At 60.0% G+C, this 13,633-nt stretch carries 12 protein-coding genes; 7 read left to right on the forward strand and 5 right to left on the reverse strand.

Annotated elements, in window-relative coordinates:
* Nucleotides 1-31: 31 nt before the first annotated feature.
* Nucleotides 32-1,189 (reverse strand): PQQ-dependent sugar dehydrogenase, encoded by a 1,158-nt coding sequence (locus B9N88_RS30970; RefSeq protein ID WP_027607892.1) that lies wholly within the window; start codon nt 1,187-1,189, stop codon nt 32-34.
* Between the two features lie 12 nt (nt 1,190-1,201).
* Nucleotides 1,202-1,516, reverse strand: a complete 315-nt coding sequence (locus B9N88_RS30975; protein ID WP_027607893.1) for a hypothetical protein — start codon at nt 1,514-1,516, stop codon at nt 1,202-1,204.
* A 184-nt stretch (nt 1,517-1,700) separates the two neighbouring features.
* On the opposite strand from B9N88_RS30975, the gene B9N88_RS30980 reads away from it, so the two are divergent.
* Together B9N88_RS30980 and ligD are read left to right on the forward strand one after the other, a co-directional pair.
* Complete coding sequence (locus tag B9N88_RS30980) at nt 1,701-2,540, forward strand: non-homologous end joining protein Ku (RefSeq protein WP_027607894.1); 840 nt, start codon at nt 1,701-1,703, stop codon at nt 2,538-2,540.
* Between the two features lie 24 nt (nt 2,541-2,564).
* Nucleotides 2,565-5,039 carry a DNA ligase D gene (gene ligD, locus B9N88_RS30985; RefSeq protein WP_027607895.1) on the forward strand — a complete coding sequence of 825 codons (2,475 nt, stop codon included), beginning with the start codon at nt 2,565-2,567 and terminating at the stop codon, nt 5,037-5,039.
* 18 nt (nt 5,040-5,057) lie between these two features.
* Here the strand turns inward: ligD and lpxO are convergent, their stop codons facing one another.
* Together lpxO and B9N88_RS30995 are read right to left on the reverse strand one after the other, a co-directional pair.
* Nucleotides 5,058-5,957: a lipid A hydroxylase LpxO gene (gene lpxO, locus B9N88_RS30990; protein ID WP_027607896.1), complete on the reverse strand. Its 900-nt coding sequence runs from the start codon at nt 5,955-5,957 to the stop codon at nt 5,058-5,060.
* A 264-nt stretch (nt 5,958-6,221) separates the two neighbouring features.
* A complete protein-coding gene (locus tag B9N88_RS30995; protein WP_081744489.1) occupies nt 6,222-7,541 on the reverse strand; it encodes a Wzz/FepE/Etk N-terminal domain-containing protein in 1,320 nt (439 codons plus the stop codon).
* Nucleotides 7,542-7,904: 363 nt separating this feature from the next.
* Between B9N88_RS30995 and B9N88_RS31000 the strand changes: the two genes are divergently transcribed.
* Entirely contained in the window at nt 7,905-8,291 is a 387-nt protein-coding gene (locus B9N88_RS31000) for a TIGR03067 domain-containing protein (protein ID WP_027607898.1), read from the forward strand.
* Between the two features lie 137 nt (nt 8,292-8,428).
* On the opposite strand, the gene B9N88_RS31005 is transcribed toward B9N88_RS31000, so the two are convergent.
* Nucleotides 8,429-9,241 carry a class I SAM-dependent methyltransferase gene (locus B9N88_RS31005; protein WP_027607899.1) on the reverse strand — a complete coding sequence of 271 codons (813 nt, stop codon included), beginning with the start codon at nt 9,239-9,241 and terminating at the stop codon, nt 8,429-8,431.
* 155 nt (nt 9,242-9,396) lie between these two features.
* Here B9N88_RS31005 and B9N88_RS31010 point away from each other — a divergent pair, with 155 nt between their 5' ends.
* The 4 genes from B9N88_RS31010 to B9N88_RS31025 all read left to right on the forward strand — a co-directional run bounded on the left by B9N88_RS31010 (nt 9,397) and on the right by B9N88_RS31025 (nt 13,466).
* Complete coding sequence (locus B9N88_RS31010; protein ID WP_027607900.1) at nt 9,397-10,635, forward strand: MFS transporter; 1,239 nt, start codon at nt 9,397-9,399, stop codon at nt 10,633-10,635.
* A gap of 49 nt (nt 10,636-10,684) precedes the next feature.
* A complete protein-coding gene (locus B9N88_RS31015; RefSeq protein WP_027607901.1) occupies nt 10,685-11,260 on the forward strand; it encodes a hypothetical protein in 576 nt (191 codons plus the stop codon).
* A 71-nt stretch (nt 11,261-11,331) separates the two neighbouring features.
* Complete coding sequence (locus B9N88_RS31020) at nt 11,332-11,658, forward strand: DUF2388 domain-containing protein (protein ID WP_027607902.1); 327 nt, start codon at nt 11,332-11,334, stop codon at nt 11,656-11,658.
* A 221-nt stretch (nt 11,659-11,879) separates the two neighbouring features.
* Nucleotides 11,880-13,466 carry an ABC-F family ATPase gene (locus B9N88_RS31025; RefSeq protein WP_027607903.1) on the forward strand — a complete coding sequence of 529 codons (1,587 nt, stop codon included), beginning with the start codon at nt 11,880-11,882 and terminating at the stop codon, nt 13,464-13,466.
* Nucleotides 13,467-13,633 lie beyond the last annotated feature (167 nt).

A 13,633-nucleotide genomic window follows, 5' to 3' on the forward strand; every position in this document is an offset into this window, starting at 1 on the left:
AGCTTGAAACTTCAAGCTTGCGGTTCATTGCTCAATCCTGATTGAGGCCCACTCGATACAGCACGCCATCGTCCTCATCCGTCAGCACATACAGAAAGCCATCCGGCCCCTGCCGCACATCGCGAATGCGTGCCTTCAAGCCGCCCAGCAAGCGCTCTTCATGGATAACCTTGTCGCCATCGAACTGCAGACGAATCAGTTCCTGGCTGGCCAGCGCACCGATGAACACGTTGTGCTGCCACGCCTTGAACCGGTCGGCGTCGTAGAAGGCCATGCCACTGATGGCCGGTGATTTCTCCCACACATGATGGGGCGCCACGGTGCCTTCTGCGGTCTTGCCCCTGGCCTCGGGAATCGGTGTGAGCGAATAGTTGATGCCGTGAGTCGCCAGCGGCCAGCCGTAGTTCTTGCCCCGCTCGATAATGTTGATTTCATCACCGCCGCGCGGCCCGTGTTCGTTTTCCCAGAGCGTGCCACTCCATGGGTTCAGCGCCAGCCCCTGCGGATTGCGCTGGCCGTAGGACCAGATCTCGGGACGTACCCCGGCTTGACCGACAAACGGGTTGTCATCGGGTACGCGGCCATCCGGGTAGATCCGTACGACTTTGCCCTGCAGCTTGTCCAGGTCCTGGGCGGTCTGGCGGTCGTTGTTTTCCCCCAGGGTCACGAACAGGTAGCCATCGCGGTCGAAGGCCAGGCGCGAACCGAAGTGGTTGCCGGTGGAGAGTTTCGGCTCCTGGCGCAGGATCACGTTGAAATCGGTCAAGCCACTCAGGTCCGGCGCCAGGCGCCCGCGACCCACTGCGGTGCCGGCCGTGCCGCCCTTGCCGCCGCCTTCGGCGTACGTCAGGTAGACCATGCGGTCCTGCTTGAAGTCCGGCGACAGCACCACATCGAGCAAACCGCCCTGCCCCTTGGCCCACACCTCAGGCACGCCGGTCAACGGCGCAGACAGCTTGCCGTCCGGACTGACAAAGCGCAGGTGGCCCGGACGCTCGGTCACCAGGAAACCCTGCTGGTCGGGTAGAAACGCCACGGCCCACGGGTGATCGAGGCCTTTGGCAATCGGAGTCGCGGTGATGCTGCCTTGTTCACTGGGGAACTGCTGCCCATCGGCGGCATAAACGGCCGTCTGCGCAAGCAGCGCGGTGGCGCACAGGGTGGCGAGCAGGGTTTTGCGTATAAACATAAGACAGCGTCCTTACCGGCGATTGCCGTTGGCATCATAGGTGGGGGCTTTGGTTTCGGTGGCGGGACGGCTGGGGGCCGCATCGCGTTGCGGGTAGCGATTGCCGATACCACCGTTTTCCAGGGTCGGTGTGCGCGGCGTTGGCACGGTCTGAATACCACGCACCGCCGGCGTATTGGGCTGGGTGCCCTGCATGCTGTTGGGGTTGGCCCGGTGGATCGGGCCGGTATTGGAATCGCTTCTGCCGGGCAGGTTTTGCGCGAGGGCAACTGGCCCAAGTGCCAGGCCCAACACCAGCACCGCGAGATGACGCACACAGCTGTTCATGACAAAGCCTCTCTGGGGCGAGGAGTACGTGCTTTCGATACCACGCTACGCCCTGGGTTCGGCTTTCGTAACTAAATAGTTTCTGATCAGGTGTAACGAGATCTGTCCACGCATCTGCCCGGCGAAACTTTTCACGCAGCCTTCGAGTCACCAGAACACAGCTTCTTGTTAAGGAATCGCACGTATGCCACGGGCAATCTGGAAAGGCGCCATCAGTTTCGGCCTGGTTCATATTCCGGTATCGCTGGTCTCGGCCACGTCCGCCCAGGGCGTGGATTTCGACTGGCTGGACAAGCGCAGCATGGACCCGGTGGGCTACAAGCGCATCAACAAGGCCACCGGCAAGGAGGTCACCAAGGAGAATATCGTCAAGGGCGTGGCGTTTGAGAAAGGCCGCTATGTGGTACTCAGCGAAGACGAGATCCGCTCGGCCCACCCCAAGTCGACCCAGACCATCGAGATCATCGCGTTCGTCGCCAGCGACCAGATCCCTCTGCAAAACATCGACACGCCCTACTTCCTGGCCCCGGATAAACGCGGTGGCAAGGTCTACGCACTGCTGCGCGAAACCTTGAAGAAAACCCGCAAGGTCGCCCTGGCCAATGTGGTGTTGCACACCAAGCAACACCTGGCGGCACTGATGCCCCTGGAGTCGGCGCTGGTGCTGGTGATGCTGCGCTGGCCGGCTGAAGTGCGCAGCCTGGATGAATTGGAACTGCCCAGCGATGTGACCAAACCCAGCCTGGCCAAGGGCGAGCTGGACATGGCCAGGCGCCTGGTGGAAGACATGAGCGCCGACTGGCAGCCCGAGGCATATCGCGACAGCTTTCAGGAAAAGATCATGGCGCTGGTGGCCAGGAAGGCCAAGGCCGGCAAGATCGAAGACGTCGAATCCCAGGAAGGCAGCGAGGAACGCAAGTCCGCCGATGTGATCGACCTGACCGAGCTGCTCAAGCGCAGCCTGGCCGGCAAGCCGACGACGAAAAAACCGGCCGCGAAAAAAACCGGCAAAAAGGCCTCTTGAGCCTGACGTATGCGGGAGAACCACATGGCCAAGCCCCTGAGCGAATACAACCGTAAACGCGATTTCGAGGTCACCGCCGAGCCAGCAGGCCGCGCACCGGGTCGTAAGCCCAAGGCATCGGCCCTGAGCTTCGTGATCCAGAAGCACGCTGCGCGCAACCTGCACTATGACTTCCGTCTTGAGCTTGACGGAGTGCTGCTCAGTTGGGCAGTGCCCAAGGGGCCGAGCCTGGACCCGAGCCAGAAACGCCTGGCCGTGCACGTTGAAGATCATCCCCTGAGCTATGGCGGTTTCGAGGGCAGCATCCCGGCCGGCCAGTACGGCGCCGGCGATGTGATCGTGTGGGACCGCGGCATCTGGCAACCCCATGACGACCCGCACAAGGCCTACGCTGCCGGCAAACTCAAGTTCACCCTGGTCGGTGAAAAGCTCTCCGGTGATTGGGCGCTGGTACGTACGCGCCTCAAGGGCAGCGGCGACAAGGAGCAGTGGCTGCTGATCAAGGAAAAAGACCAGCAGGCCCGCCCCGCCACCGAATACGATATCGTCCAGGCCCAGCCAAAGAGCGTGCTCAGTGACGCTTCGGTCGGTGAACCCAAGACCAGGCCTCGCGCCAAACCACAGAAGCGGGCAACGGCCCTCCCCGAGCAGTTCGCCCCGCAACTGGCGACCCTGGTGGACCGTGCGCCCGAAGGCGACTGGCAATACGAGATCAAGTTCGATGGTTACCGCATGCTCGTCCGCATCCGCGACGGCGAGGTACGCCTGTTTACCCGCAATGGCCACGACTGGACCGAGCGCCTGCCACGCCAGGTCAAGGCCCTGCAGGCCCTGAAGCTCAAGGACAGCTGGCTCGATGGCGAGGTGGTCAGCCTCAATGACGACGGCCTGCCGGACTTCCAGGCGCTGCAAAATGCCTTTGAGCTCGGCCGCAGCCTGGACATCGTCTACTACCTGTTCGACGCGCCGTTTTTAAACGGCAGCGATCAGCGCCAGGCGCCACTGGAGGAGCGTCGCGCCGCGCTCAAAGACGCCTTGTCCGGCAGCCGCAGCAAATTGCTGCGTTTCTCCGAGGCGTTTGCCGCCAACCAGCGCGATATTGTCGAAAGCGCATGCGAGCTGGCCTTGGAAGGCGTGATCGGCAAACGTAAGGGCAGTCCCTACGTCTCCAGTCGAAGTACCGATTGGATCAAGCTCAAATGCCGCCTGCGCCAGGAGTTCGTGATCGTCGGCTACACCCTCCCCCAGGGCTCACGCAGCGGTTTTGGTGCGCTGCTGCTGGCCGTCCATGCCGATGGCGCGCTGGTCTATGCCGGGCGCGTGGGCACCGGGTTCGACCAGGCCTCACTGAAAAATATCCATGCCCGGCTCAAGCCTTTGGAACGCACCGCGTCGCCCCTGGCAAAACCGCTTACCGGCGCCCAGGCGCGCGGCGTACATTGGGTGGAGCCGACACTGGTGGGCGAGGTGCAGTTTGCCCAATGGACCCGAGAGGGCGTGGTACGCCAGGCAGCGTTTGTGGGGTTGCGCACGGACAAACCCGCCGCGCAGGTCATCCGGGAGCAGCCCCGCGCGGCCAAAACCCTGAAAGCACCGGCGGCCCGCAAAGCCAGCGGGGTGACGATCACTCACCCCGACCGCGTCATCGACCCGCAAAGCGGCACGCAGAAACAGCAATTGGCGCAGTTCTACGAAGGCATCAGCGAATGGATCCTGCCCTTCCTGCGCCATCGCCCCGTGTCCCTGCTCAGGGCTCCGGAAGGCATCGAGGGCGAGCAGTTCTTCCAGAAGCACGCGGAGCGCCTGGCGATTCCGAACATCAAGCAACTGGACCCGGCACTGGACCCAGGCCATGCGCGCCTGATGGAGATCGACACGACAAAAGCGCTGATTGGGGCCGTGCAAATGGGCACCCTCGAACTGCATACCTGGGGCGCCACCTCGGACAAGATCGAAACCCCGGACCTGTTTGTGCTGGACCTTGACCCGGACCCGGCGCTGCCCTGGAAAACCATGCTGGAAGCCGCTCAGCTCACCTTGTCGGTACTCGACGAGCTGGGGCTGGAAGCCTTCGTCAAGACCAGCGGCGGCAAAGGCTTGCACCTGGTCATACCGCTGGCGCGGCGGGATGGCTGGGACAGCGTAAAGGCCTTTGCCAAGGCCATTGCCCATTTCATGACCGAGCAACTGCCCGAGCGCTTCACCGCCACCTCCGGGCCGAAAAACCGTGTAGGCAAGATCTTTATCGATTACCTGCGCAATGCACGAGGCGCGAGCACCGTGGCGGCTTATTCGGTGCGCGCACGCCCTGGGCTGCCGGTGTCGGTGCCGGTCAGTCGCGAGGAATTGAAGGGATTGCGCGGCGCTCAGCAATGGACGGTGGCCAACCTGCACCAACGCTTGCAGGAGCTGAAGGTTGATCCTTGGGCCGGCTACGCCAATCGGCAGAAGATTAGTAAAAAAATGTGGGAAAAGTTGGGCGCAAAGCCACCGGAGTGACTAACGCCCGAATCGACTTCAAATCAGTATGAAGATGAGTGCCAGGGCCGCGAAGATCGCCCATTTTTCCAGGTAGTAACGTGTGCGGTTGCGTTTTTTCAGCTCTTTGCCACGCAAGCGAATCTTGTACAGCCGGTTAAATGCGCGATTGAGCCCGCCGGTCTTGTCGCCTGCATCGTTGGGCGAGCCTGCAGCGGCCATGACGTTACGACTGAACCAACGGTTGAACCTGGCAGCCCAGCGATATTTCATCGTCCGCTCGATATCGCAAAACAGGATGATGCGGTTCTGCTGCGTGGTGTTTTCGGCGTAGTGGATGTAGGTCTCGTCAAACATCACGGCCTCACCGTCACGCCAGTAATAGTTCTCGCCGTCCACATTGATATAGCAGCCCGGATCATTCGGGGTCACCAGACCCAAGTGATAACGGTACGAACCGGCGTAGGGGTCACGGTGGCGCACCAGCTTGGAGCCCGGTGGCAACTCGGCGAACATTGCCGCCTTGATCGAGCCGATGCCCTGCAACAGCTCGGTAGTACGCGGGCACAGTTTCATCGCCGAAGGATGGCTTTCGCCGTACCATTTCAGGTAAAAGCGTTTCCAGCCAGACTTGAAGAACGAGTTGAAACCTACATCGTTGTACTGGTCCGAGCGCTTGATTTCACCCATGTGCATGAGGTTCAGGCCCTCCTCGCGAATCTCCTTCCAATGCGCCTCAAGGGGGCTCAAGTCAGGAAAGTCACTGGGTGACAGGTAGGGACGGCCGGGTAACCTGGAGCACAGGTACAGCAAGCAGTTGATCGGGGCCAGGAAGGTCGAATGATCACTGAGTTGGCGGCCCAGCTTATGCCGCACCCGACCACGCAGGTGTACATACGCAATGGAGGCAACGTAGAGAACAACAATGATGAGTTTCAAGGGATTTCGTCACATGTCAGGAGAAAACAGGCTGCTCCTGCGCGCCCACAACGGCTGAGGATGGATAGCAGCATCTGAAATCACAATTCACACAATTGGCACGAACGGCTGAGTAATGTCCCGATACGTGGTCCGTGGCAGTTATTTAGCCACAGTTTGTAACCAAAAGTTAATCAAGAATTGTGAAAACCTGTCTACCGAATGTGCCTGGCAGACGCCTCGACGGGCTGGCCGCGCAACAGCCCGAGAGGCGTTCGGCCCGACCTATTGACGAGGCAACTGGCGATCCTCGAATACCGAAAACGGCCCGATTGCGCGCCGTACCTGCACGAAATGCCGTATCAGGACCACGAGCATCCCCAGCATCAGGCCAGCCACTACGCTCAGCGAGATGATAATGCCCACCCTTGGCTTTATCGGGTTCGGCGACGCCTGTGCCTGACGATCCACAGTGACCAGTTTCAGCGCGCTCATGTCGATATTCAGGCTGCGCAACCGCGCCTCTTCCGCCCACAGCGGTTCGACGTCCGGCAGGAACATATCTTCATTTTTACGGCTGTTGAGAACCTCGACTTCACGGTTAGTGTCGAGCATGCGCAGTTCCTTGGCGATCTCGGCTACCCTGCTGTTGGTGAAATCATCGTTGGTGCGCTGTTGCAGCGCGGCCCGCTCCGCCTCCAGCACTTCGGTACCCATGAAGTACAAAGGAGCCTTCTGATTAGTCACCACGGTGCGCATCACCTGGTTCGATCCATTCAGCGCATCCCCTCCCATGGATAAGGGGGTCGTGGGGTTCTTGATGCCAACGGACCTGGCAATCGAGATCGCCTCGGCCAGTTCTGCCAGGCGGTTGGTGCGTTCCATCTTCATCTGCAAGCGCAAAGCCGTGAGTTCATCCTGCAAGCGCGCGCGTTGGACTTTATCGGCCTCCAGCAACCTGGCGACCTTCGACGCTTTGCCCTTTTCGTAGTTGTCACGCGCAGCGTCGATCTTACCCTTGAGTTCGTTGAGGCGGTTATTGACGATCACCTTGAGGTCGGCCCCAATCTGGGTGCGTTCCTGGGCAATGGCGTAGTCGACGAATCCATTGAGAATGGCCGCGCCATCGATCCCCGTGGGGTACTGCATTTCCAGGCGAAGGTAAGCGTTGTTGACTGCGTCGGACTTCTTCGAATCAGGCATCACCAGGTTGATGGCGTTGTTGTTGAACGCTTCAAAGCTCTGCTCCAGGTTTTGCCCCGGCCGCTTGAGGTCTTCGAACAGTGCGGGGTTGGCCCTGAAAAAGCCCAGCCGCACCTGATAGGACTCCAACTGTGCCCCGACCTTGGCCAACGCGTCGCCCGGCGGCAACTTGTAGACTTCTGAACGGTTTAGGGCATCCAGCTCATTGATCGCCGCTGGCCGCAGTACACTGCTGACCTGGTAAACCCTGGGAGCAAGAAGCGCGTAACCTACTCCCAGGAGGCCTGCCAGGATCGTACAACCGATGACCCATTTTTTTTGCTTCCATATCGCGTGAAACAGTTCAAAGAGATCAATTTCGTCCGATGTCAACCGTTGGTGGAGCTGGGGAATGTTGTTCAAATTACGTAAACCCTGATGAATTGAAATCCAGCGCCCAAAAACTCAGACCTGAATAACAACTGAATAAACAGGGGGCAACGTCAACCACCCAATTGAATGAATCTTCACACCTAAGCAGCCAGAGGTTTCATTTCAGTTACACGGGTGTCTTCTCTGACAAACACCACGAGCATAGACGGTCTGTTATGAGACGTTGCCCGACGGGCAGACAAAGTAACGCTGATCACCTGTTATTAAAGGAAAAATTACAAAAAAAACTAAAAAACACGATAATTCCTACATATATTCCCAATATCAGATGATAAAAAACGCCGCACCGTCTGGAACGGCCGGCAATTAACCCTACAACAAAAAGGACTTTGTATGTCATCCATTTCAGACCCAGATATTCAAGCCCTTCAAGGCGCCTGGGAGCAAACCTCACTCGAAGACAGTGGCGTACTCAATCCCATCGATGCCCACAGCGCTCCGGGTGCTTTAACCACTATCAGCGGCGACCGCTTCGAAGTGAAGACCGTCAGTGGCGAGGTGTTGTTGGCGGGTCGGTTTTTCCTCGACAGCAGCATGGTTCCCAAAAGCATTACCTGGGTGGACGCCCTGGGCGATGACGCCGGTAAGCACCTGCCCGCCAGTTATCGCCTCGAGGGGGATTCATTTGTGTTCATTGCGGCGGATGAAGGTATGCCCAGGCCCATCGTGTTCAGTACCGGCCCAGGCCAAACCATGCGCACTTTCGTGCGCCGCGCTTGATGCTGTACGCCATCCGAACGCGTGACAGCATTTTCACAAAGCCTTCACTTTCAGCCCTATAGGGTGAAGCCTACCTACTCCAGTAAATCCCTTGGCCCGCCAGTTCGCGGGCTTTTTTTTGCCTGGTGCGAATCGGCTCAGGCGGGACGCTTGGTGGCGGCCAGCGTGAAGCACAGGGGCAACTGGGCAGGCTGGTGCTCGTACTGGTCGTAAAGTTCTTCGCGATTGGAGTGGGCATATTCCTGCAGATGGTCGATCTGCAATTGCGCAGCAATCGCCGCGCTCACCACATCCCCCAGGGTGTGCACATACCAATAGGAGGTCGGCCCCGCCACTTCGCCCTGCCCCTCATAGACAATCGACTCCTGCAGCACAAAAGGCTCACGCTGGAAGTACGAACTGGCCGGCAACAGTGGGTCTGGCGCGCGCGGGTCGAACATTTCCAGAAACGGGTGGGTTTCATACATCACCAGCGTGCCACCGGGTTTCAAGGTCCTCGCAACATGGCGCATGAACAGCGCCACATCCGGCATCCAGCCCAGCACGCCGATGGTCACCAAGGCAATGTCGAAGCGCTCGTGCAAGCGGGATGGCAACTGGTGGATATCGCTTTCGATGAATTCCGGGTTGTGGGGCGAAACGTCGGCAAGCTCACGGGCCTGCTGCAGGAACGCCCGGGATTGATCCACACCGACCACCGAGCACGCGCCCAGGCCAAACAGCGACAGGCTTTCGCGGCCGTTATTGCAGCACACCTGCACCACCTCTTTGCCGGCAACGCCGATGTCTTGCAACAGCCCGGTAAGGGTGGGGTCCAGACACGAAAACCCAGGGTCGCGGACCCCGTTAAGCAGGGCGCTCCAGGTCTCGGTGGTTTTGTGCAGGTCGGCGGATTGATCCCAGGCGTCCTTGTTGCAGGCAATCGCCTGTTGAGCTGAGGGCATGTCCATTGCGTCTCCAGATAAGTCATACGGCGAGGCAAAGAAAATAAGCCACAAGCCCGCAGATTAAAACCCCAGCAGCAGGCGAAACTAAATGAACTGCGCGCAGGTCACTAGCGCAATGAGTGTTCAGCCTTTGAACGCCCCCCTGCGAAGTCCTGATCATGGCCACACACGCCGACCTGCGTAATACCCTGTCCCTGGACAGCCTGAATTTTTTCCTGGCGGATGTGCGCGACGGCCTCGGTCCATACCTGGCCATCTACTTGCTGGCGGTGCACAAATGGGATCCGGCCAGTATCGGCGTAGTCATGACCCTGGCAGGTATCGCCGCGCTGATCACCCAGGGCCCGGCGGGTGCCCTGATCGACCGCACGCGCAGCAAACGCGCTGTGATTGCCGTTGCCGCCCTGCTGGTGACCGGCAGTTGCCTGTTGCTGCCCTTCGTCAGTTCATTCAGCCTGGTTGCCTTGACCCAGGCGGCCAGTGCCATCGCCGCCTCGGTGTTCGCGCCGGCGATTTCCGCGATTTCCCTGGGCATTACCGGGCCACGTGCGTTCACCCGGCGCACCGGGCGCAACGAAACCTTCAACCACGCCGGCAACGCTGTGGCGGCGCTGTTGGCCGGTGGCCTGGCGTACCTGTTCGGCCCCGTGGTGGTGTTCTACCTGATGGCCTTTATGGCGGTGGCCAGCGTCGTCGCGGTCAGTTGCGTCTCGGCCAAGGCGATCGACCATGAGGTGGCCCGGGGCTTCGACCCTGCCCACCACAGCGACCATGAGCAGCCGTCCGGCATTGCGGTCTTGCTGGCCAACCGGCCGTTATTGCTGTTTGCCGTCTGCTGCGCCCTCTTCCACCTGGCCAATGCGGCGATGCTGCCACTGGTCAGCCAGAAGCTCTCGCAGATCAACCTGCAGATGGCCACGCCGCTGACCTCGGCCTGTATTGTCGCCGCACAATTGGTGATGGTGCCGATGGCCTGGCTGGTGGGCAGCAAGGCCGACGTGTGGGGGCGCAAGCCGCTGTTGCTGTTCGGCTTCATGATCCTGCCGCTGCGTGGCGTGCTCTATACCCTGTCCAGCGATCCCTACTGGCTGGTGGCCGTGCAGATGCTCGACGGTATCGGCGCAGGGATCTTCGGTGCGCTGTTCCCGGTGATCGTCAAGGACCTGACCCAGGGCACCGGGCGTTTCAACGTCAGCCTGGGGGCGCTGTCCACCGTATTTGGGCTGGGCGCGGCCTTGAGCAGCAGCCTGGCCGGTTTTGTGGTGCAGCAGGCGGGCTACAATGCGGCCTTCCTCACCCTGGCCGGGGTGGCGGGCGTCGCGTTGGCGCTGTTATGGCTGGCGATGCCGGAGACGCTGGCGAAGCCCATCTTGGCCCCCCACGCATCTGCCGCATGATATAAGCGACACTGTGCGCCGAACCCAAACAGCAAATGGAGTTGCCCCTATGAAGAAATACATCCTGTATCCGCTACTGCTTCTGCTCGCAGGATGCAGCACGGGGCCCTATCTGCATCCGGAGTCGACGGTGGGCAGCAACGCCCTGCTTTCGCGCACCTGCCCCGGCCCGAAAGCGGCGATGAGCTATGCCCCACTGGCAGAAGAACTCAACTGGGTTCATGTGCTGGTCTATGTGGCGCCACCCGGCACATCCAGCTGGCCGGGTAACCAGCGCTCAACCGCCGCTGAACTGCGCCTGTTCGGACGGCTCTACCCATCCAATAGCACAGCAGCCGTCAAACAGGCCGACCCGGCGCTTTGGGTCAGTGCAGCGTCGCCCGTTGTCACGGTCACCCTGGCGAATGGGCAAAGCTATCCTGTCACCATTGAACAACTCAAAACCGGTTTCGACCCCAGGAAAACATTCCACAGCGAGTTCAAAGGGACAGCATTGGGCCAAGGCGACATGGATGATTTCACGCTCACCTTCCCGGACATATTCGTCAACGGTGAAAAAGTCCCTATGGCCCCGATTCATTTCAAGAAACGCGAAGAGCGTTATGCGCCTGTGTTTAATTGCTGACGGGCCGGGTTTCTGGCGCTCAGCCGACTCTGTTACCGTGCGTCCTTCGACCGCAATGGAAGCATCGAAGAATGAATTCCTGGAAGACGCTGGCAATCGCCCTCATGGCATCGATCAGCACCAACGCTATGGCATGGTATGTGGAGAACCCGGTCGAGAGAGCGCTGAGCGCCACCACCCTGTTCCCGACCATTGTCCTCGGCGGGACCACGGCATTCACGGTCTACTCGCCCTCAGTAATGAAAAAAGCGAAGGATGATGCCCTTGCATTCATTGGCTCCGAGGGCGAAATTCGCGGCGCTCAGTTTGAGCAGGCATCTCTACACTACCGCTCGGCCCCTCACACGCGCCCCATGACCGATATGCAGCTCGCACAGGCAATCGCAACAACTTACTGAGCGCGGCCTCGTCGAGAACGGCTTGCCACATTCAAAACGCTGAACATCCGTCGTCGGCCGCCATACAACTGTCGCCTGACATATGCGACAATGCGCGCCAAATTCCAACACACATCCCCCATTTTTTGCTCAGCGACCGGGTTTCGCGCCTTAATGTCGCTGTTGATGCATGCCTGAAGGCTCCTGCCGCCACGCTCGCAACCCATTGATAGGTAAAGTAATTGATCTCCACAGCTAACATCACCATGCAGTTCGGCGCCAAGCCGCTCTTTGAGAACGTCTCGGTCAAGTTCGGCGCCGGCAACCGGTATGGTCTGATCGGTGCCAACGGTTGCGGCAAGTCGACCTTCATGAAAATCCTCGGCGGCGACCTCGATCCGTCCGGCGGCCAGGTCATGCTGGAGCCGAATGTGCGCCTGGGCAAGCTGCGCCAGGACCAGTTCGCCTACGAAGAATTCACCGTGCTCGACACCGTGATCATGGGCCACGAGGAGCTGTGGAAGGTCAAGGCCGAGCGCGACCGTATCTACTCGCTTCCGGAAATGAGCGAAGACGACGGCATGGCCGTGGCCGAGCTGGAAACCGAATTCGCCGAGATGGACGGCTACACCGCCGAATCCCGTGCCGGTGAACTGCTGCTGGGCCTGGGTATTCCCCTGGAACAGCATTTCGGCCCGATGAGCGAAGTCTCCCCCGGCTGGAAACTGCGTGTGTTGCTGGCCCAGGCGCTGTTCTCGGACCCGGAAGTGCTGTTGCTCGACGAACCGACCAACCACCTGGACATCAACACCATCCGCTGGCTGGAAAACATCCTGACCCAGCGCTCCAGCCTGATGATCATCATCTCTCACGACCGTCACTTCCTGAACAGCGTGTGCACCCACATGGCTGACCTGGACTACGGCGAGCTGCGCCTGTTCCCGGGCAACTACGACGAGTACATGACCGTGGCGACCCAGTCCCGCGAGCAACTGCTGTCGGACAACGCCAAGAAGAAAGCGCAGATCTCCGAGCTGCAGTCCTTCGTCAGCCGCTTCTCGGCCAACGCCTCGAAAGCCAAGCAGGCCACTTCCCGCGCCAAGGCGATCGACAAGATCCAACTGGCCGAGGTCAAGCCTTCGAGCCGTGTGAGCCCGTTCATCCGTTTCGAACAGAACAAGAAGCTGCATCGCCAGGCGGTCATCGTCGAGCGCATGGCCAAAGGTTTCGACGGCAAGCCGCTGTTCAAGGACTTCAGCTTCCAGATCGAAGCCGGCGAGCGCGTGGCGATCATCGGCCCGAACGGTATCGGCAAGACCACCCTGCTGCGCACCCTGGTCAACGAACTGACCCCGGATGCCGGCAGCATCAAGTGGACCGACGCCGCGGAACTGGGCTACTACGCCCAGGACCACGCCCACGACTTCGAAGACGACGTCACACTGTTCGACTGGATGGGCCAGTGGACCCAAGGCGAGCAAATGATCCGTGGCACCCTGGGTCGTATGCTGTTCTCCAACGATGAAATCCAGAAGTCCGTCAAGGTGATCTCCGGTGGTGAGCAAGGCCGCATGCTGTTCGGCAAGCTGATCCTGCAAAAGCCGAACGTGCTGATCATGGACGAACCGACCAACCACTTGGACATGGAATCCATCGAGGCGCTGAACCTGGCGCTGGAGAACTACCCGGGCACGCTGATTTTCGTCAGCCATGACCGTGAGTTCGTATCGTCCCTGGCCACCCGCATCATCGAGTTGAGCGCCAACGGCGTGATCGACTTCAGCGGCACCTACGACGATTACCTGCGCAGCCAGGGCGTGGTGTTCTAACAGTAGCGACGTGAAACCCTGGGGAACAGGCTCGTTGTGGTGAACGGGCTTTTGTGGTGAGCAGGCTTTTGTGGTGAGCGGGCTTGCCCCGCGCTGGGCTGCGCAGCAGCCCCAATAAAAAACACCGCATTCTGCCAGGCAAAACGCGGTGTTCGTTTTCAGGGCTG

The sequence above is a fragment of the Pseudomonas sp. LAMO17WK12:I1 genome (genome assembly GCF_900177315.1).
GTDB lineage: Bacteria > Pseudomonadota > Gammaproteobacteria > Pseudomonadales > Pseudomonadaceae > Aquipseudomonas > Aquipseudomonas marginalis.